Origin of the sequence: Hyphomicrobium sp. CS1BSMeth3 (assembly GCF_900117415.1) — a bacterium.
Classification (GTDB): Bacteria; Pseudomonadota; Alphaproteobacteria; order Rhizobiales; family Hyphomicrobiaceae.
The window spans coordinates 243,540-263,101 of sequence record NZ_FPEI01000004.1; the positions used below are offsets into that span (position 1 = coordinate 243,540).

The window sequence follows — 19,562 nt, forward strand, 5'->3', positions numbered from 1 at the left end:
TCCTCAACCGAGCCAGGGGCTCAGCCACCCATTGGGAAGCTGGATCATCAATAGCTTGTTCAGGCAGTACCACATGCCGAACGTGGCACCGAACGAGACGAGCAACGCCGTCGGCCAGGGCACGGGGTCCACGACGCGCATGAGCACGAGCAACAGGACGAGCGAGCAGATGACGAAGCCGATCGTCTCGAAGAGGAAGCCGAAGACGAGCAGCATCACGATGATCAGCAGCACCTTGGGCCAGCGCGTGTCGCGCCACAGGCTCGCGATGTCCTCGCTGCCGTTCTTGATGGCGCTGAAGACGATCGAGGTGGCGAAGGCCGCCATCATCAGGCCGAGCCAGAAGATCGCGAAGCCGGAGCCCGGTTCGCGTGCCTGTCCGAGGCCGAGCTCGTAGCCCTGGAAGGCGATGAAGAGGCCGAAGGCGAGCCAGAAAAGCCCTCCCCACAGCTGAGCATTACGCAGCAACGAAATCGTCTCCTCCCGATGTTCTTCTCTGTTGGGCCGTGCCCGACTTCTTCCCCCTCTCCCCATTGTCTTCAATGGGGAGAGGGTCGGGGTGAGGGGCGGCGCAATCGTAGACGTCGGCGTATGCCGCCGCCCCTCACCCTAACCCTCTCCCCGTAAGAACGGGGAGAGGGGATTGAGAGCGATCAGTCCTTCTTGAGAAGGCCGATCTTGCTGAGCGCCGCGGTCTCCTGCTCGATGACCTGCTTCACGAACGTGTTGTAGTCGGCCGTATTCATGTAGCGCGGGACCATGTCGTAGCGCTCGAGCGCAGCGATGGTCGCCGGATCCTCGAGCGACTTCTTGAAAGCATCGTGCAGGATCTGCACGATCTTCGGATCGATGCCCTTGGGACCGGCGAGACCGAACGGGCTATCGAAGACGAAGGGATAGCCGAGCTCCTTGAGCGTCGGCGTGTCCTTCCAGATCTTGCTGCGATCGGCCGTCCAGATTGCGAGGAGGCGGAGCTGGCCGGCATCGACGAGCGGCTTCCACGCCGTCGAGTCCGCTTGCAGCATCGTGTGTCCGCCGAGGACCGCCGCGTTGGTCTCCGCGCCGCCCTTGAAGGGAACCTGCGTCAGCTTGATGCCCGCGGCTTCCGCGATCTGCTCCATACCGATGTGGAGCGAGGTGCCGGAGCCCGGCGTCGCGTACGTCACCTTGCCCGGATTGGCCTTGGCATAGGTGACGACGTCCTGCCACGTCTTGAACTGTCCGTCGGCCTTGGCCGTGATGCCGAACGTGTAGCCGGTCAGGTGGATGATGTAGGTGAAGCTCTTCTCGGCATCCCAGCTCACTTTCTGCATGAGCGGCAGGCGCATGACCGTGATCGGCATCTGCGCGACGGTGTAGCCGTCGGGCTTCGCGGTCGCGGCCATCGTCGCGGGCCCGAGCGTGCCGGAGGCGCCGGCCTTGTTGTCGACGACGATCGGCTGGCCGAGGATCTTCGAGGCGCCTTCCGCGATCGCGCGCATGGCGACGTCGGTCGAGCCACCTGCCGGCCAGGGCACGATCATCGTGATCGGCTTGGTCGGGTAGCTCTGCGCCGCGGCCATCGTCGCCGTGGCTGCGACGACGGCAGCCGCCAGCGTCGATGTGACAATATTCCTGATCCTCATGCGTTTCCTCCGGTTTGCGAATTCTTGCGGCGCCGCCGCCGGCCGCCTGCTCATAGACGGCCTTGCTCTCGAAAACGTGATAAGGGCCCAATGCCCGATCGCGGCGCTACTTGGCAAGTCCAATTCGCTCCAGAGCCTGCTTTTCGTAGGCAGTCGTCTGCTTGATAATCTCCAGATATCCTTTCTGGTCGGCGTAGTTCGGGACCATGAAGAACTTGTCGAGGACCGCGAGCGTCTCCGGATCGTCCAGCGACTTCTTGAAGGCATCGTGCAAGATCTGAACGTGCTTGGGATCCATCCCCTTCGGGCCGGCGATACCGAACGGGCTGTCGAAGACCCAGGGATAGCCCAGATCCTTCAGCGTCGGCACATCCGGCCACGCCTTGGCGCGCTCCTTGGTCCAGATCATGAGCGCGCGCATGGTGCCGTCGGCCACGAAGGGCACGAGCCCGCTGCCGCCAACCGCCATATCGATGTGCCCGCCGAGAACGGCAGCGCGCTGCTCACCATCTCCCTTGAAGGGCACATGCGTGAGCTGGATGCCGGACTGGCCGGCAATGAGCTCCATGCCGATGTGAAGCGAGGTGCCGGCCCCCGGCGTGCCGTAGGAGACCTTGCCGGGATTGGCTTTGGCGAAGTCGACCACGTCCTGCCACTTCTTGAACGGACTCTCGCCTCTGACGCCGACGGCAAAGGCGTAGCCCGTCAGATGGACGATGTACGTGAAGTCCGTGTCGGGGTTCCACGAGACCTTCTGGTTCTTCATGAGCGGCAAGCGGAAGATCGTGATGGGGATCTGCGAGATGGTGTAGCCGTCAGGCTTCGCCGTGGCCGCCATGGTCGCGGGCCCGAGCGTGCCCGAGGCGCCGCCTTTGTTGTCGACGATGACGGGCTGGCCGAGATGCTTCTCGGCGCCTTTCGCGATCGCGCGCATGGAAATGTCGGTCGAGCCACCTGCGGGCCACGGCACGATCAGCGTGATGGGCTTTGCGGGATAGGCCTGTGCATAGGCTGGCGCATGAAATGAGAATACAGCCGGAAGCAATCCAAAAGCAGCAATAGCAGCAACTACCCGGCGACGGGTCATAACAAGTCCTCCCTTGATGCTTCCCGCTTTTGTGCGGGATTTTTGTTCGACTACAGACGGAGCGCCCGTCGCGGTGGCCAAAGGCGCCGCGGCCGGGCTTTGTGGTGTTTCCGCCCTGTCGTTGCAGAACGGATTTTCTTCTCCCGACAGTGGCCTGTCAGGATGCGCTTGTCCAGCGCTGCAAACCCCGGTTCCGGGCCTCAGGAGCCGATCGTCACGCCGCCATCGGCGACGATCACCTGACCGGTGATGAAGGCACCCGCCGGCGCCGCCAGGAACGCCGCGATACCGCCGATGTCATCGGGCTCGCCGATGCGGCGCAGCGGTGTCGTGACGAGACGGCGCTCGAGGTTCGCCTCGTCCTCCCACAGTGCCTTTGCGAAGTCGGTCTTCACGAGGCCCGGGGCAATGCAGTTCACGCGGATGTTCTTCGGCCCCCACTCGACGGCGAGCGCGCGTGCGAGTGCGAAATCGGCGGCTTTCGAGATGCCGTACGCGCCGAGGATGCTCGAGCCGCGAATACCGCCGATCGAAGAGATGATGGTCACCGTGCCGCCGCCGCGCTCGGCCATACCGGGGATCGCGAGATTGGCGAGCCAGAGGTTCGACTTGATGTTGGTCGCCATGATCTTGTCGAACTGCTCGTCGGAGATGCCACCGAGCGGGCCGTAGTACGGGTTCACCGCGGCATTGCACACGAGCGCGTCGATCTTGCCGTACTTGTCGAGCGTGCCCTTGACGAGCATCTCGACCTCCTCGCGCCGGCCGATGTTGCAGGGAATGACGTGCGCGTCGCCGCCGTCCTTGCGGATGGCCGTCGCAACCTCCTCGCAGGCGTCCGCCTTGCGGCTCGAAACGACCACCTTGGCCCCAAGCCCCGCCATGATCTCGGCAATGGAACGGCCGATGCCACGGCTCGAGCCGGTGATCAGCGCGACCTGACCCTTGAGATCGAAGGGGTTCTTCATCGTTGTGTCTCCTCGGTGGGAAATTGGGCCCTCGTGTCCCGATTCCGAAGTTCGCCACGCCTCGATGCTGGGTCCCGTGCGAACTTCGGAATCAATAGGGACACTAGGAACATGATCTTGCTAGTGTGATTCAGATCGAGAAATTCGCTCGATGCCTGGCCGCGGTCTGTGGCGAATTTCTCGATCATCACACTAGCGCATCTGAGCAGGCTTGCCATCGGGTGGCAATGGCTCTGGACAGGACCCCGCCTGCGCCCTACGCATGCGGAGCCCAATCAAAAATCCCTCAGAGGAGTGAAAGCCCATGAAGCTCGTTCGCTTCGGTGCGCACGGCGCCGAGAAGCCCGGCCTTGTCGGTTCCGACGGCACGATCCGGGATCTTTCGGGTCACGTGAAGGACATCGACGGCAGCACGCTGAGCGACGCGGGCCTCGCCAAGCTGCGCGCCCTCGATCCCGCCTCGCTGCCGGCAGCACCCGCCGGCGTGCGCCTCGGCGCGCCGGTCGGCAACGTGAAGAACTTCCTCGCCATCGGCCTAAACTATGCCGACCACGCCAAGGAGGCCGGCCAGCCCATTCCTGCCGAGCCGATCGTTTTCTACAAGCTCACGAACTGCATCTGCGGACCCAATGACGACGTGATGATCCCGCGCGACTCGACCAAGCTCGACTGGGAGCTCGAGATCGCCTTCGTCGTCGGCAAGCGCGCGCGCTATGTCGATCTCAAGGACGCCAAGAGCCACATCGCCGGCTACACCATCTGCAACGACGTCTCCGAGCGCGCCTTCCAGATGGAGCGCGGCGGCCAGTGGATGAAGGGCAAGTGCGCCGAGACGTTCGGCCCGCTCGGCCCTTGGCTCGTCACGGCCGACGAGGTCAAGGACGTGAACAACCTCACCATGTCGCTCGATCTCAACGGCAAGCGCGCGCAGTCCGGCTCCACGAATACGATGATCTTCAAGTGCGACTTCATCCTGCACTATCTCTCGCAGTTCATGGTGCTCGAGCCGGGTGACGTCGTGACCACGGGCACGCCGCCGGGCGTCGGCCTCGGCATGAAGCCACCGACCTTCCTCAAGGCCGGCGACGTGATGAAGCTCACGATCGAGGGTCTCGGCACGCAGCAGCAGAAGGTCGTGCCCTTCAAGCTCTAAAAAGCTCTACTGCGCCGGCGCGCCCGCAATTCGAAAACAAGAGGCGTGCCGGCTTGCCCCGGGAGGCACGCCCATGAAAGCGCTGGTCTATACCGGTCCGAAGACGCTGGTCTTCCGGGATGAGCCCGATCCGCAGGCCAATGAGGACGTCGTCGTGAAGGTCGACGTCTGCGGCATCTGCGGCTCGGACATGCACGCCTATCTCGGCCACGACGAGCGCCGCCCACCACCGCAGATCCTCGGCCACGAGGCGGCAGGCGTCGCAACCTCGGGCGCCTACAAAGGCAGACGCGTCGCGCTCAATCCACTGGTGACGTGCGGCACGTGCGATGCCTGCCGGGGTGGCCGGCCCCATGTCTGCCGCTCGCGCCAGATCATGTCCATGATGCCGCGCGCAGGCGCCTTCGCCGAGTTGGTCCGCGCGCCTGAGCAGAACCTCGTTCCCATTCCCGAAGGCCTCGCGACCGACATCGCAGCCCTCACCGAGCCGCTCGCGGTCGGCTATCACGCCGTCAATCTCGGCGAGCGGGCGCTTCACATGCCGCTTGCCGCCGCGCGCGTTGCCGTCATCGGCGGCGGTGCCATCGGCCTCTGCGTCGCTCAGGTGCTCGAATCCCGCGGTGCGCGCAACATCCTCATTGCCGAGACGAGCGCCATCCGCCGCGTGCGCCTCGAGAGCAAGGGCCGCTTCGGCGCGTACGACCCCGCTAGTACTCCACCGGCAGCGGCTTCCATGGATCTCGTGCTCGATGCCTATGGCGGCACGGCCTCGCGCAGCGAAGCCTGCCGTCTCGTCGCACCGGGCGGCGCGATCGTCCACATCGGCCTCGGCTCGGCCGAGGGCGGCATCGACGTGCGCAAGCTCACGCTGCAGGAAGTGACCTTCATCGGCTCGTACTGCTACACGCCCGTCGAGTTCCGCGAGACGCTCGCAGGCCTCGCCGCGGGCATCTTCGGCCCCATTGATTGGACAGAGGCGCGGCCCCTCTCCGAAGGTGGCACCGCCTTCGCCGAACTCGCTGCCGGCAAAGTCGCCTCGGCCAAGATCCTCCTCAAGATGTGAGAGAGCGCGCACGCATGACCGACACGACCATCACCGCCCTGAAGACCACGCTGCTCAGCGTACCCTGGCGCGACGGCCCACCCGCAGCCGGCATCGTCGATCCGACGCCGCGCCAGTTCGTGGTGGTCGAGATCGCGACGAAGGGCGGTCTCACCGGCCTGGGCTATCTGCACATTCTCGGCGACGGCTCCGCGACCATCGCAGCCTGTCTCGAGGAGATGATCGCACCGAGGATCCTCGGCCGTGACGCAACCGAGGTCGAGGGCATCTGGCAGTCGCTCTGGAAGAGCACGTACCGCGTCGGGCGTGCGGGCGTTGCGATCTTCGCCATGTCGGCCGTGGACATCGCGCTCTGGGATATCGTCGGCAAGCGTGCCGGCCTGCCGCTGCATCGGCTCTGGGGCAACGCACGCGCGTCGGTTCCCGCGTACGGCTCCGGCTGCTGGCGCGGGCTCGGCCGCGACGGCATGATCGATCGCGCGAAGTACTTCGTCGGCATGGGCATGAAGGCCATCAAGATGCAGGTTGCGCATCTCCGCCCCTGGCGCGAGGACGTGCGCAATGTCCACGCCATGCGCGAAGCGCTCGGCCCCGGCATCGAGATCATGATCGACGTCAATATGGGTTGGACGGCCGACACCGCCATCCAGGCGGGCCATCACATCGACGAGGCCGATCCCTATTGGCTCGAAGAGCCCGTCGTGTGCGAGGACTTTTCCGGCTACCAGCGAGTTGCAGCCGCACTGAAGACGCGTGTCGTCGGCGGCGAGAGCCACTTCACGCGCTATGACCTGCGCCCGTTCTTCACGACGCCCTCGTCACCCATTCTCCAGCCCGATCCCATGCGCGGCGGCCTCACCGAGCTCCGCAAGATCGCGGCCATTGCCGACACGTGGGGCATCCAGATCGCACCGCACCTCTTCCATGAGTTGACCGTGCACGTGATGGCGTCGATCCCGAATGCCAACTACCTCGAGTACATGGATTGGAACGACGATCTCTGGGTGAGCCCCGCCATACCCAGGGACGGCGTGCTCAAGCCGGGCGAGGCGCCGGGCCACGGCGTCGCCTTCAAACCGGAAGTCCTGAAGGACCACCGCGTTGGCGGGAATGAAGTTAAGGCCCGCTGATCGTCCTCGGTGGGCAGCAGCGGGCTATTCCAAGCCGGCCGTTTGCCTTTCCTTCACCAATTGGTGGCTAACTCGGCAAGAATTGCTCCACCCCGCTCGCCGAGGATGGCCCCTGATGACTGCCAAAGCCGTCACCCGTATTGCTCTTGCCGGATTGGCGCTTGCCGCGCTGGCCCCGACCGCCGTCGCCGGCGATCTCGTCGTCAAGTACGACCAGTCGCAGCTCCTGCGGATCCCGCGCCCGGTTGCCTCGATCATCATCGGCAATCCGAGCATCGCCGACGTGACCGTGCAGACCCCGAACCTGCTGGTCGTGACCGGCAAGACGTTCGGCATCACGAACGTGATCGCCCTCGACTCAGACCGCAACGTCATCCAGGACCAGCGCGTCGTCGTGGTGCGCGACGGCACGAGCCAGGTCAGCCTCTATCGCGGCCTGAAGCGTGAGACGTACAATTGCGCGCCGCAGTGCAATCCGAGCCTGATGGCCGGCGACGATCCGAAGTTCTTCGGCGAGGTCCGGGCCGGCTTCCAGGGCAAGACCCAGTTCTCCGACAAGGCAGCGGACGACACGGGCGGCTCCAGCAACTGAGCCGCTACCCCTTCTTGATCTCGACTTCGATGAACGCGACGTCGTGGCTCGTGGGGTTGATCACATTGTGCTCGACGCCTTCGCCGCGGTAGTACGGCACGCCGTTGGTCAGCGGCACGACGCGCTCGGTCCCGCCCGGCTCCTCGAGCTTGAGCGCCCCGTCCGTCACCGGCAGCACCACATAGTCATGGCCATGGCGGTGCCAGCCCGTCTCGGCGCCAGGGGCAAAATCCCACCGCGTCGTGATCACGCGCTCGTTGTCGATGAGCACCGTCGGGACGGCCTTGGGGCGGCTTGAGGTCATTCTCTTCACTCCAAAACGTAGCTGGTCGAGGCCGACTTTAGGCCGCTCGCGCCCCTCGCCGCAACGTGCCCATCTGCAGCATACCCGGCCCGCCTTCCATAGCGCCCTGCTTCCCTCTAGGCTATGCGCGCATACCCCTCGAGCGCGCGAGAGCCCTCATGATCTTCGATCACCGCACCTACACCTTGAAAGCCGGCATGGTCCGTGCCCATCTGGCCCAGTATGAGCAGTACGGCCTCAAGCCGCAGACCCGCCATCTCGGCCAGCCCGTGCTCTATGCGACCACCGAGGTCGGCGACGTGAACTCCTACGTGCACGTGTGGGTCTACAAGGATCTGGCCGATCGCACGGCGCGCCGCGCCGCGCTCTGGGCCGACCCCGAGTGGCTCGACTACGTGAAGCGCTCTCAGGAGCTCGGCGCGCTGCTCAAGCAGGAGAACAAGATCCTGGTGGCGGCGCCCTTCTTCAAGCTGCCGGGATCCTGAAACCGAGGCCCCTACTTCCAAGCGAGACCATCGCCGACATGACCACGCTGCTGCTGACACATCCGGTTTTCCTCGAGCACGACACGGGCCCCGGCCATCCCGAGCGCCCTGACCGGATGCGCGCCATCGACAAAGTGCTCGCGCACGACATCTTCCAGACGCTGAAGCGCGAGGAGGCGCCGCTGCGCGACGATGTCGAGGAATGGATCGCGCTGGCGCACCCCCAGAGCTACATCGACGCCATCAAGCAGCTTCGCCCCGCGCCCGGTGAAGGTCCCGTCCATCTCGACGGCGACACACTCCTTTCGTCGGGCTCGTGGGAAGCCGCGCTCCGGGCCGTCGGTGCCGGATTGCACGCCGTGGATGCCGTGCTCGACAAGTCTTCCGGCGTCGCCAACGCCTTCTGCCAGGTGCGCCCTTGCGGCCATCATGCCGAGACGGCACGCGCCATGGGCTTCTGCATCTTCAACAACATCGCCATCGCCGGCATGTACGCCCGCAGGAAGCACGGTGCCGAGCGCATCGCGGTCGTCGACTTCGACGTCCATCATGGCAATGGCACGCAGGACATCTTCTGGAGCGACAAGGATCTTTTCTTCGCCTCGACGCACCAGATGCCGCTCTATCCCGGCACCGGCGCACTCGCCGAGACCGGCGTCGGCAACATCTTCAATGCCCCGCTCCGGCCGGGCGATGGCGGCGAGCCATTCCGCGAGGCGATGGAATCGCGCATATTGCCGGCCTTGCGGAACTTCGGCCCGGACCTCGTGCTGATTTCCGCGGGTTTCGATGCCCATCGCGACGACCCGCTGGCAAACCTGCAGCTCGTCGAGAGCGATTTTGCCTGGGCGACCGGGGCTCTCGCCGAAGTGGCTCGCCGCCAGGCCGGGGGCCGCCTCGTCTCGATGCTCGAGGGGGGCTACAATCTGACCGGCCTCGCGCGCTCGGTCGCGGTTCACGTCAAGGGTCTGATGGACGCTGGCTCGTAGCGTTCCAGCCCCGGGAGACCAACAAGATGCAGACGGCCAAGCCGCAAGCGCGGCACACCGACATTCGCGAGATGACGTTCGAGCGCGCGCTCAAGGAGCTCGAGGCCATCGTCGGCCGCCTCGAGCGGGGCGACGTGGAGCTCGAGGAATCGATCAACATCTACGAGCGCGGCGAGGCACTCAAAGAGCATTGCGATCGCCTCCTCAAGCAAGCCGAGGCCAAGGTCGAGAAGCTCACCTTCGCTGGCGACGGCACGCCCAAGGGCACAACGCCCCTCGATCCCGACAAGGACACCTGAGGCTCACGCGGCAACGCCACGTCGGCCGTGCCCTTACGGCCCTCGCTGGGCCGACCCCGACAGCAATAATTATTTGGTGCGGACCGGACACACCGTCCGCGCGCTGAGCGTCGTGCGCGCAATCCTCGGGCAGGCTGCCAAGAAATTTCGCGGCAAATGCCTGGGGATAGGTCTGCGGCAGGTACTTGCTCGCGCTGAATCACGAGAAAATGAGCACGCTGCGCTGCAACTGGCGGCATCATCTCGCCGCTACTGGCAGCATGGTCTTGTCCCCCGGGCAAGACGCACGAGGGAACTTATCGAGAAAAGCGGACGCTATTGGGAGGGAGCACGGTGAAAAAATAACCCGAGAGGTCACCATGCGACTCGGACTTGGACTAGCAGTTCTCCCGGTTCTGATGATCCCCGCGCCTGCGAGCGCACATGACTGGTATCCGATCGAATGCTGCAGTGGCATCGATTGCGCGCCGGTCGATCAAGCTGAGTTCCGCGAGGGTGACACGCTGGTAGTCACCACTAAGCACGGCACGGGCATCGTGCCCTCCTCGATGACGAGACGCGAGTCCAAGGACAACAAGATGCACGTCTGCATGCGCAAGAGCTGGGACGGCCAGATGCGCGTGATCTGCGTATTTCTCCCCCCGCCGAGCTGAACAGGCAGACCTTTTCCTGCTCGGATCGCCCGGCGGAACCCCGTCTTCGGCGCCCGGCGGCCGTATTGCGCCGTCAATTGCGACCTTTGGCGCCTTCGCATGGGCTTACTGCTGGCTTAGGATCGTCTTTTGTTCGTGTATTGTCCGCACCTTCTGCTACGTTCTGTGGCGTGATAACGAGGCGCCCAGGCCCTAGATCCTGAGCGGGGAATTTAATGTCCGAAACGCCAAGCAAGACACCCCTTCTGGACCAGGTCCACACCCCCGACGAGCTGCGTCGCTTGCCGGAGAAAGACCTTCGACAACTGGCCGATGAATTGCGCCACGAGACCATCGATGCGGTCTCGGTCACGGGCGGCCACCTCGGCGCCGGCCTCGGCGTGGTCGAGCTGACCGTCGCCCTCCACTACATCTTCGATACGCCCCGCGACCGCCTCATCTGGGACGTCGGCCATCAGGCCTATCCGCACAAGATCCTCACCGGCCGTCGCGACCGCATCCGCACGCTCCGCCAGGGTGGCGGCCTCTCCGGTTTCACCAAGCGCGCCGAAAGTGAATACGACCCCTTCGGCGCCGCCCACTCCTCGACCTCGATCTCGGCCGGCCTCGGCATGGCCGTCGCGCGTGACCTCGAAGGCGGCAACAACAACGTCGTCTGCGTGATCGGCGATGGCGCCATGAGCGCCGGCATGGCCTACGAGGCCATGAACAATGCAGGCGGCCGCAACGAGCGCCTTATCGTCATCCTCAACGACAACGACATGTCGATCGCGCCACCCGTCGGCGCACTCTCGACCTACCTTGCGCGCATCACCTCGAGCGGCACGTACCTGCATCTGCGCGAGGCCATGAAGCAGCTTGCGAAGCGGCTCCCCAAGCAGTGGGAGCTGCGCGCTGCTCGCGTCGAGGAATACACGCGCACCTACTGGACCGGCGGCACCCTCTTCGAGGAGCTCGGCTTCTACTACGTCGGCCCGATCGACGGACACGACCTCAATGTGCTGCTTCCTGTTCTGAAGAACGTGCGCGAGGCCGACCACGGCCCCATCCTCGTCCATGTCGTGACGAAGAAGGGCAAGGGCTATCCGCCGGCCGAGGCCTCGGACGACAAGTATCACGGCGTCAACAAGTTCAACGTCGTCACCGGCGCGCAAGTGAAGGTCAAGCCGAACGCGCCGAGCTACACCAAGGTCTTCGCGGACAGCCTCATTACCGAGGCCCGCAAGGATCCGAAGATCGTCGCCGTCACGGCCGCAATGCCTTCGGGCACCGGCCTCGATCTTTTCGGCAAGGAGTTCCCCGAGCGCACGTTCGACGTCGGCATTGCCGAGCAGCACGGCGTGACCTTCGCTGCCGGCCTCGCGACCGAAGGCTACAAGCCCTTCTGCGCCATCTATTCGACCTTCCTCCAGCGCGCCTATGACCAGGTCGTGCACGACGTCGCGATCCAGCGGCTGCCCGTCCGCTTCGCGCTCGATCGCGCGGGCCTCGTCGGCGCTGACGGCCCGACGCATGCCGGCGCCTTCGATCTGGCCTATCTCGGCTGCCTCCCGAACTTCGTGATCATGGCCGCCGCCGACGAAGCCGAGCTTCGCCACATGGTCGCGACCGCGGTCGCCATCGATGATCGCCCGAGCGCGTTCCGCTATCCGCGCGGCGAGGGCGTCGGCGTCGACCTTCCCGACGTCGGCGTGCCGCTCGAGATCGGCAAGGGCCGCATCGTCCGCGAGGGCTCGGCCGTTGCGATCCTTTCGCTCGGCACGCGCCTCGCCGAGAGCCTCAAGGCCGCCGATCAGCTCGCAGCCCTCGGTCTCTCGACCACGGTTGCGGATGCGCGCTTCGCGAAGCCCCTCGACGAGGATCTCGTGCGCCGTCTCGCGCGCAATCACGAGGTGCTGATCACGATCGAGGAAGGCTCTATCGGCGGCTTCGCCAGCCAGGTCCTGCAGTTCCTCGCAACCGCGGGGTTGCTCGACAGCGGCATCAAAGTGCGCCCGATGGTGCTGCCCGATAGCTTCATCGACCACGACAAGCCCGAGCGCATGTACGAGCAGGCGGGCCTCGGTGCCGCCGGCATCGTCGCGACCGTGCTCGGCGCTCTCGGCCGCCCGGTCCAGGCCAACGAGGCCGGCAACCGGGCTTGAGGTCTCCCGCCGCTTTCAAAAGCTACTGAGAGTTGAGGCTGCGCAATCCGCACCGCGCGGGCCATGGTTTCCCGCGCCTTAAGCAAATCGATAAAATGCGCGCATCGTCATTGACCGATGGATCATATTAACTTCCGTAAAGCATGGCATTGAAAGCGTAATTCCGGCAAATTTGAAATATTCGGCGCCTCAGCGGAAATGCCGCGCCGGAGAGACGCATGGCGCGGGCATTTCATTGCCGCCAGGCGCATTCGCTTTTTCTGGAGCCAACAGAGATGTCCGCCGCCGTCATGGAAGAACAGCTTCTGGTCGCGCTCGGCACTGACGCGGATCTCAGCGCAGCCGGCTGCGCTGCCGAAGCCGCGAGCCCGGTCGGAATTATCGTGCGCCGCGGTGAGCACTATCGCGGCGCGTGGTCCTGGAAGCGCGGCGTCTATGCCTTTACGCCCGCCGGCTACAGCGAGGCGACGCTCAACGCCGAGACGATCGACGAGGCGCTTCGCGTCACGCGCCAGATTGCGCTGAAGTAGGCACGCAGGCGCTTCAATCTTGCGCACCGCGCGGCGCCCACTCGGGCGGCGCCATCTCGAAACCGCTGAACTCGAAAGCCGGGCTGACGGTGCAGCCGATCAGCGTCCACGCGCCGAGGCTCACCGCGCTCTGCCACACGCCCGCCGGCACCACCACCTGCGGCCGCGCGCCCGATGCGAGGTCATTGCCGAGTGTCGCAACCGCGACCTCTTCGCCGTCCCTCGACACCGATAGCTCGAGTGGCGCGCCTGCATACCAATGCCAGATCTCGGCGGCATCGACGCGGTGCCAGTGCGAGCGCTCACCCGTCTGCAGAAGAAAGTAGATCGCCGTTCCTGCTCCACGACTGCCATCCACGGTCGTGTGCCGCCACGTCTCGACGTAGTGACCACCCTCCGGGTGGGGCTTCATGCCGAGCGTCGCGATGATCTCCTCAGGTGTCATTTTTTTCTCCGCGGGCTGCTGGAAAGAGGCGCTCCACCCCCATCGTGGTGCCATGCCCGCGGGCTGCCATCTACCAACGTTACGCCCGCGGCGCACTCACCGACAGCGGAGCTCACGCTCGCGCGCCTGCAAGGCATCGACCGTCGCTCGGTTGGCCGGCGACATCGCCGCCCGCGCCGCCGCCTGATCGCGGAAACACGAGGACGTATCGAAGACCTGGCGCGCGCGTGCCGTTGTGAAGCAGTAGCCGTGACTGTGCCAGATGGCATTGCGGCGATACCAGAGCTCGTCGCAGCTCGACACAGCAGCCGGCGGTGCCGCGGATGAGGCGGGCGGCACGCGCGGCGGAGCGACTGGAACCACAGCCGGCTGCGGCCGCGCCATGGCCACCGAGCGGCAGCAGGCAATCCAGTTGCTGTGCGCCCAGCCGCTCATGCCGTCGATGAGCTCGACGCGGCGCCACGGCCCCCGGCTCTCATGCACTTTGAGAAGCGTGTCGGGCCCCATGGTGGCAATGCGCACGTCCGCCGGCGTCGGGCCGGTTCTCAGCGCGAGGAAGTTGTCGCCCTTCGGATCGAGGCCCGTGACGTAATGATACTGCTGCATGACCGGCGGCGGCATCCCGCGCGGCTCCGAGCGCGGCGTCGGCACCGGAACTTCGGCCGTGCGCTGCGGCGGAGAGGGTGCGGCGGCATCTCCGGCAAAAGCCACCTCGTCGACGAGCGACGAGTTCTCCCAGGGGATCTGCTCCTCGTTCGTCTCCTTCTGCACATCCGCGCGCACGCGCCGCATGACCGCGTGAACGTCGGCACCGGCGAGCGGCAAATGCTGCAGCAGTGACTTCGTGAAGGGGCTGTTGCGGCCCGTTCCATCGAGCGCGACATTCCCTGGCTGCGTCGAGTAGACGATGAACGAGCCGACGCCGGCATAGACGCGCGCAAGGCCTTTGGCCGTCCCCACCGAGCGGGTCTTCTCGCCGCCGGCTGCGATCTTGTCGGTGAACGGGTTGTCGCGGCAGGCATCGAGGATGACGATGCGCGTGCGCGAGAGCCGGGACAGGTCGGCGAGGAACGCATTGAGCGGCACGAACTGTCGCCGCACGCCCTCTTCACTCTCGATGCGCGCATCGATGGGAGCGAGATAGTTCTCGCCGCCCATCTGCAGGGCGTGGCCCGCAAAATACACGAGCGAGAGATCATCGGGCTGGAGCTGGCGCGAGAATGCCGCGAAGGCATTCAACATCTGAGCCCGCGAAAGATCGAGTTGCAGCGTCACGTCCCAGCCGAGATCGCCCAGCCGCTTGGCGACGTCCTGCGCGTCGCTCGCCGGATTGGCGAGCACGGAGGTGTACTGGTAGGCGGAATTTCCGACGATGAAGGCGCGCCGTGTGGCGGCATCTGCGGACGCGGAAAACGTCGCAAGCGCCACCAGCAGCGCGACGCACGACTTCAAGGCGCACGAGAGAGAGACCTGCATCAAGCTCTGCTCCATTGGTTCCGGACCGAACCAATAGCCGATGCAGGCCCGTATTTCTACGCGGCCGGAAGCGCCGGCTCGGCACTCGCAACCTTGACGGCCGGCTTCTGCGCCGCGGCCGGTGTCGCAAAGGCAGCCTCATTGCGCTGGACCCACTCATCGAGCTGCGCGACGCCATCGGCAACGCTCACCTCGGGCTTCCAGCCGAGCACGCGCTCGAGCTTGCGGATGTCGCTGATGTACACGCGCTGGTCGCCCGGCCGCCAGTCATCGAAGCGCAGCGGGATCTTGCGGCCGAGCCGCTTCTCGAGAATATCGACCAGATCGATCAGCGACAGAAGCTGCCCCGGTCCGCCACCGATATTGAAGGCCTGGCCCGCGATCTTGTCCGGTGCGACGATCGCCGCCTCGTAGGCGCGGACGAGATCATCGACGAAGAGCACGTCGCGGACCTGCTTGCCGTCGCCGAAGATGGTGATCGGGCGTCCGAGGCGCGAGGCGATCGTGAACCACGCCACCCAGCCCTGATCCTCGATGCCGAACTGGCGCGTGCCGTAGATGCACGACTGCCGGAATGCCGTCGCCGGAATGCCGTAGATGCGCGCGAAGTCGAGCGTGTACTGGTCGGCCGCCCCCTTCGAGCAGCCATAGGGCGAAAGAAAATCGAGCGCCTGCTCTTCGCCGATGCCATAGGGGCGATCCGCATAGGCATAACGGCTGCCGCTGAGCTGGTAGCGGGCCCCCTCGATCTTGCCATAGACCTTGTTCGTCGAGGCGAAAATGAAAACCGCCTCCGGGCGATGCCGCCTCACGGCATCGAGCAGGTTGAACGTGCCGAGCGCATTGATCATGAAATCTGTGCGGGGGTCCGTGACGGACGTCGTCACGGCGACCTGGGCCGCGAGATGGATGACCGCATCGTAGCGCCGCTCGCTGAACACGCGCTCGACCGCAGCGCGCTCGCGAATGTCCACCCGCTCGAAATCGAAGGACGTGCCGTCGCGCAGCCAGTGGAGGTTCTGCTCGGTACCGTCGCGGGAGAGATCGTCGAGCACTGTGACGCGCCAGTTCCGCGTGCCGAAATAACGCGCTGCATTGCAGCCGACGAACCCGGCGCCCCCCGTAATCAACACCCTCTTGCCGCGCATTTCACCTCCTAGTGCCCCACCACAACCGCAATCATGCGCTCGCATCCGACCGCACGCGGGTATCCCGCAGGCCCCGCCGCCGATTAAGACGCCGTGCCCCGCCAAATGGTTCAGATCGCAGACAGTACCTTAGCGGACATGAACGGATCCCGAGCACAGCGCAACGGCTCGTTCGTCGTGCAGGGCTGCCGGTATTGCAGGCGTGCATCAGTCGAAAGTTCAACAGCGACAGGATGGAACTTCTTCAGCCAGCCGGCGTTCATCGCGGGTTCATCTGCGGTTCCGCAGGGAGCGGGGGACGACTGCACGTCGGCCGCGTAGCGCATGGAGCGTCCGCATAAATGAGAATTCTCGTCACCGGGGGGGCGGGCTTCATCGGCTCCCACCTCACCCGACGCCTGCTCGCCGACGGCCACGAAGTCCACGTCATAGACAACGAATCCAATGGCTTACGGAGCGTAGTGCCGAACGGCGCGCACTTCGTCCACGGGGACGTCACGCGTCCCGAGGATCTCGAGCCGCTCTTCGCGAAAAAGCTCGACGCCGTGTGCCACCTCGCGGGCCAGGTCTCGATCATCCGCGCCTTCGACAACCCGGTCGGCGACCTCAGGACGAACACCGAGGGCACCGTGAATGTCGTCCAGCAGTGCGTGAAGCACCACGTGCCGCGCCTCATCTATGCAAGCTCGATGACCGCCTATGGCGATTGCGAGCAGGTGCCGACGCCGGAAAGCGAGCCCTGCGAGCCGGATTCCTACTACGGCATCACGAAGTTCGCGGCCGAGCGCTACGTGCATGCCACGGCCATCCGGCCCGATCTGGACTTCCGCTTCCGCGTCACGTCGCTGCGCATGTTCAGCGTCTACGGGCCCGGCCAGGCGCTCGATAACCCCTACCAGGGCGTGCTCGGCATCTTCATCGGGCGCCTCATCCGCGGCGAGCCCATCATCATCTTCGGCGATGGCGAGCAGACGCGCGATTTCGTCTACATCGGCGATATCGTCGAGGGCTGGGTGGCCGCGCTCAACAGCGACAAGGCCGCGGGCGGCATCTTCAATCTCGGCAGCGGCCGCTCGACCTCGATCAACGACCTCGCGAGCTATGCCGCTAGTGCCTTCGGCCACAAGCCCGGCGCTTACGACATCCGCCACGCGCCGTCGCGCCCCGGCGAGCAGCGCCGCGTGCAGGCCGATATTTCACACGCACGCGCCGTTCTCGGCTGGGAGCCGCGCACGCGTCTCGAGAACGGGCTTGCCGAGACCGTGCGCCAGGGCCGCGCGAGCACGGGCAGCTGAGGACACGCATGAAACTTCTGCTCGTCACTTCGTGTGACCCCTGGACGCGCAGCGTCTCGACCATCCATCACTACGTCGCCGCCGGGCGCGCCCTCGGCCACGACGTCGCCCTCTATGGGCCGCCGAACGCTGATCTGCCGGGTCTCCCGACCACGACTGATCTCGACGGCGTCGATCTCGCCCTCTTCGTGATCCAGGTGCCGGGCGACTTCCCGCAGATGCCGCACCTCGCGCGCCTCATCGACACGATCCCGCGCGAGAAGCGCGCCGTCGTCGATCTCTGGGGCCGCTACAATGAGACGATCTTCATCGAGCACGACTTCAATCATCTCGAGAAGCTCGACAGCCATCCCGGCTGGGAGTGGGAGGAGGCCCTTCGCGCTGCGTCCGATACGATCCTGCAGCCGACACTGAGTCCGCTGCGCCCCGACGTCGGCTCGTTCCTCTTTCATGCCTTCGCGCCCGATGCCGTCGTTCAGCCCGAGACGAGCGCCGAGAAAGCCGCCGCGCGGTGGCGCGACAGCGAGCGCTGGTTCGGCGTCGCCTACGTCGGCAGCAACTGGCAACGCTGGGAGCAGGTGCGCGACTTTTTCAAAGCCCACGCCCCTGTGCGCAAGGAAGTGGGCTGGGCCGGCCTCATCGGCTGGGATTGGAAAGAGCGCCCCGAGTGGGCCATCCAGCAGGGCATTGTCGGCATCGACACCGATCCCGAGCTTCTGCTCAGCATGGACGTCACCGTAAAAGGCGGCGTCCGCTTCGACGAGATCTTCCGCTATCTCAATCAATCGAAGTTCGCGCCGGTCTTCCATCGGCCGCTGTTCCGTCACCTGAACTTCGTCACGGGCCGCTCCTTCGAGACCTTCCACGCCGACACGGTGCCGCTGCTGATGCTGCCGCGCCCCTTCGTCGAAGCCATCTATGGGCCGGCAGCGCTGGCCCTCGTGCCGGGCGAGGACATTGCCGGCTATCTGACGAAGGCCCTCAAGGAGCCCGAGCCGATCTGGGATGCCGTGATCAAGACGCGCGCGCATCTTGCCGCGCATCACTCCTATGCGCGCCGCTTCGAGGAGCTGGCGGCGCTCGCCGCCGGACGCCCGCGATGAACATCCTGTTCGTCATGAAGCATCGCGGCAATGCGGGAAACACGCACGCGGTCGCCGACTACATGCGCGTTGCTCCGAAGTTCGGCCATCACGTCGCGATCTTCGGCCCGTCGCTGCCGTGGCTCCCGGAGATCAACTTCTCCGATCAGGTGCGCGGCTTCGACAAGGCCGTCTATCTTTTCGAGTCCGAGATCTATCGCCTGAGCCCGGTGCGCGAGACCATGCTGATCGGCGGCATCGCGCGCAAGGATCGCATGATCCTCGACATGGACGGGATGTATAACCCCGTCGTCTGCCTCGATGGCTACGACCGCAATCATGATACCGAGGAAGAGCGCGCCGCGTGGATCGAGCACTACCATGCGCTCGCCGATCGCGTGCACAAGCCGACGCTCGCGCCGCCCGCTACGCCGCGCGATGTGCCGCTGACTTTCTATGGCTACGATCCGGCGCTCGAAACCGATCCCAAGACCGCGCCGGAAAAGATCTACGATATCCTACACGTCGGCCATAACTGGTGGCGCGGGCGCGATATCGAGAACATACTCCTGCCGGTCGTCGACAAGAACCGCAGCAAAATCGGCCGTATCTGCTTCATCGGACTGTGGTGGGACAAGGCGCCGACGGAACCCGGTTCGGGCAATCCGCTCGCCTTTGCCTTCGATTCCGAAGCCTTCAGGCGGCTCGATATCGAGACGCGGGACTCGGTCATGTACGACAAAGTCGTGCACGCCATGAGCCAGGCGAGGATCAACATCTTCACGCAGCGGCCCGTGCTCCATCATCTGCGCCACCTGACGCTCAAGTACTTCGAGATCTTCTACGCCGACACGATCCCTCTCCTCGTGCTCGACGCCGACCACGCCGCCGATGTCTACGGCCCGGCTGCGCGCGAGCTGATCCTGTCCGCAGAGCGCGCGGAAGAGAGGATCATGGATGCGCTCGCGCGACCCGAGCGCTATCGCGAGATCGTGCAGGACGTGCGCCGTCATCTCGCAAAGCATCACGGCTACGAGCTGCGCATGCAGGAGCTCGCTGCGGCCCTGAAGAACTGAAAGCATTGCAGGAGCGCA

21 protein-coding genes are annotated in these 19,562 nt (G+C 65.2%); 13 read left to right on the plus strand and 8 right to left on the minus strand.

Annotated elements, in window-relative coordinates; all coding sequences use genetic code 11:
• Nucleotides 1-3: 3 nt before the first annotated feature.
• From CS1BSM3_RS05380 to CS1BSM3_RS05395, 4 genes are all read right to left on the minus strand, one after another.
• On the minus strand, nt 4-468 hold the full coding sequence (locus CS1BSM3_RS05380) for a tripartite tricarboxylate transporter TctB family protein (protein WP_174263629.1): 465 nt from the start codon (nt 466-468) through the stop codon (nt 4-6).
• Nucleotides 469-653: 185 nt separating this feature from the next.
• A complete protein-coding gene (locus CS1BSM3_RS05385; protein WP_072386001.1) occupies nt 654-1,625 on the minus strand; it encodes a tripartite tricarboxylate transporter substrate binding protein in 972 nt (323 codons plus the stop codon).
• 106 nt (nt 1,626-1,731) lie between these two features.
• Nucleotides 1,732-2,712 (minus strand): tripartite tricarboxylate transporter substrate binding protein, encoded by a 981-nt coding sequence (locus tag CS1BSM3_RS05390; protein ID WP_072386002.1) that lies wholly within the window; start codon nt 2,710-2,712, stop codon nt 1,732-1,734.
• A 200-nt stretch (nt 2,713-2,912) separates the two neighbouring features.
• Nucleotides 2,913-3,680 carry an SDR family NAD(P)-dependent oxidoreductase gene (locus CS1BSM3_RS05395; RefSeq protein WP_072386003.1) on the minus strand — a complete coding sequence of 256 codons (768 nt, stop codon included), beginning with the start codon at nt 3,678-3,680 and terminating at the stop codon, nt 2,913-2,915.
• 304 nt (nt 3,681-3,984) lie between these two features.
• Here CS1BSM3_RS05395 and CS1BSM3_RS05405 point away from each other — a divergent pair, with 304 nt between their 5' ends.
• The 4 genes from CS1BSM3_RS05405 to CS1BSM3_RS05420 all read left to right on the plus strand — a co-directional run bounded on the left by CS1BSM3_RS05405 (nt 3,985) and on the right by CS1BSM3_RS05420 (nt 7,618).
• The gene (locus CS1BSM3_RS05405) at nt 3,985-4,833 is read left to right on the plus strand and encodes a fumarylacetoacetate hydrolase family protein (protein WP_072386005.1); all 849 of its coding nucleotides are present in this window, start codon (nt 3,985-3,987) and stop codon (nt 4,831-4,833) included.
• Between the two features lie 73 nt (nt 4,834-4,906).
• On the plus strand, nt 4,907-5,896 hold the full coding sequence (locus tag CS1BSM3_RS05410) for a zinc-dependent alcohol dehydrogenase (RefSeq protein ID WP_072386006.1): 990 nt from the start codon (nt 4,907-4,909) through the stop codon (nt 5,894-5,896).
• Nucleotides 5,897-5,910: 14 nt separating this feature from the next.
• A complete protein-coding gene (locus CS1BSM3_RS05415) occupies nt 5,911-7,026 on the plus strand; it encodes a mandelate racemase/muconate lactonizing enzyme family protein (RefSeq protein ID WP_072386007.1) in 1,116 nt (371 codons plus the stop codon).
• A 115-nt stretch (nt 7,027-7,141) separates the two neighbouring features.
• A complete protein-coding gene (locus CS1BSM3_RS05420) occupies nt 7,142-7,618 on the plus strand; it encodes a pilus assembly protein N-terminal domain-containing protein (RefSeq protein ID WP_072386008.1) in 477 nt (158 codons plus the stop codon).
• 4 nt (nt 7,619-7,622) lie between these two features.
• Here the strand turns inward: CS1BSM3_RS05420 and CS1BSM3_RS05425 are convergent, their stop codons facing one another.
• Entirely contained in the window at nt 7,623-7,922 is a 300-nt protein-coding gene (locus CS1BSM3_RS05425) for a cupin domain-containing protein (RefSeq protein ID WP_072386009.1), read from the minus strand.
• 158 nt (nt 7,923-8,080) lie between these two features.
• On the opposite strand from CS1BSM3_RS05425, the gene CS1BSM3_RS05430 reads away from it, so the two are divergent.
• The 6 genes from CS1BSM3_RS05430 (at nt 8,081) to CS1BSM3_RS05455 (ending at nt 13,022) form a co-directional block, all read left to right on the plus strand.
• Nucleotides 8,081-8,407, plus strand: a complete 327-nt coding sequence (locus tag CS1BSM3_RS05430) for an NIPSNAP family protein (protein ID WP_072386010.1) — start codon at nt 8,081-8,083, stop codon at nt 8,405-8,407.
• A 38-nt stretch (nt 8,408-8,445) separates the two neighbouring features.
• Nucleotides 8,446-9,396, plus strand: a complete 951-nt coding sequence (locus CS1BSM3_RS05435) for a histone deacetylase family protein (RefSeq protein WP_072386011.1) — start codon at nt 8,446-8,448, stop codon at nt 9,394-9,396.
• Between the two features lie 26 nt (nt 9,397-9,422).
• Nucleotides 9,423-9,695, plus strand: a complete 273-nt coding sequence (locus tag CS1BSM3_RS05440; protein WP_072386012.1) for an exodeoxyribonuclease VII small subunit — start codon at nt 9,423-9,425, stop codon at nt 9,693-9,695.
• 359 nt (nt 9,696-10,054) lie between these two features.
• Entirely contained in the window at nt 10,055-10,348 is a 294-nt protein-coding gene (locus tag CS1BSM3_RS05445; protein WP_143149085.1) for a hypothetical protein, read from the plus strand.
• Between the two features lie 215 nt (nt 10,349-10,563).
• Nucleotides 10,564-12,492, plus strand: a complete 1,929-nt coding sequence (dxs, locus tag CS1BSM3_RS05450) for a 1-deoxy-D-xylulose-5-phosphate synthase (protein ID WP_072386014.1) — start codon at nt 10,564-10,566, stop codon at nt 12,490-12,492.
• A gap of 275 nt (nt 12,493-12,767) precedes the next feature.
• A complete protein-coding gene (locus tag CS1BSM3_RS05455; protein WP_072386015.1) occupies nt 12,768-13,022 on the plus strand; it encodes a hypothetical protein in 255 nt (84 codons plus the stop codon).
• Between the two features lie 13 nt (nt 13,023-13,035).
• Here the strand turns inward: CS1BSM3_RS05455 and CS1BSM3_RS05460 are convergent, their stop codons facing one another.
• From CS1BSM3_RS05460 to CS1BSM3_RS05470, 3 genes are all read right to left on the minus strand, one after another.
• On the minus strand, nt 13,036-13,467 hold the full coding sequence (locus CS1BSM3_RS05460) for a cupin domain-containing protein (protein ID WP_072386016.1): 432 nt from the start codon (nt 13,465-13,467) through the stop codon (nt 13,036-13,038).
• Nucleotides 13,468-13,563: 96 nt separating this feature from the next.
• Entirely contained in the window at nt 13,564-14,943 is a 1,380-nt protein-coding gene (locus tag CS1BSM3_RS05465; RefSeq protein WP_072386017.1) for a caspase family protein, read from the minus strand.
• 56 nt (nt 14,944-14,999) lie between these two features.
• Entirely contained in the window at nt 15,000-16,091 is a 1,092-nt protein-coding gene (locus CS1BSM3_RS05470; RefSeq protein WP_083528310.1) for an NAD-dependent epimerase/dehydratase family protein, read from the minus strand.
• Nucleotides 16,092-16,432: 341 nt separating this feature from the next.
• Here CS1BSM3_RS05470 and CS1BSM3_RS05475 point away from each other — a divergent pair, with 341 nt between their 5' ends.
• The 3 genes from CS1BSM3_RS05475 to CS1BSM3_RS05485 are packed head-to-tail and all read left to right on the plus strand — an operon-like array spanning nt 16,433 to nt 19,544.
• The gene (locus tag CS1BSM3_RS05475) at nt 16,433-17,386 is read left to right on the plus strand and encodes an NAD-dependent epimerase/dehydratase family protein (RefSeq protein ID WP_072386018.1); all 954 of its coding nucleotides are present in this window, start codon (nt 16,433-16,435) and stop codon (nt 17,384-17,386) included.
• 8 nt (nt 17,387-17,394) lie between these two features.
• A complete protein-coding gene (locus tag CS1BSM3_RS05480) occupies nt 17,395-18,489 on the plus strand; it encodes a hypothetical protein (RefSeq protein WP_072386019.1) in 1,095 nt (364 codons plus the stop codon).
• On the plus strand, nt 18,486-19,544 hold the full coding sequence (locus tag CS1BSM3_RS05485; protein ID WP_072386020.1) for a glycosyltransferase family protein: 1,059 nt from the start codon (nt 18,486-18,488) through the stop codon (nt 19,542-19,544). Before CS1BSM3_RS05480 ends, CS1BSM3_RS05485 begins: the two co-directional genes overlap by 4 nt.
• Nucleotides 19,545-19,562: the final 18 nt, after the last annotated feature.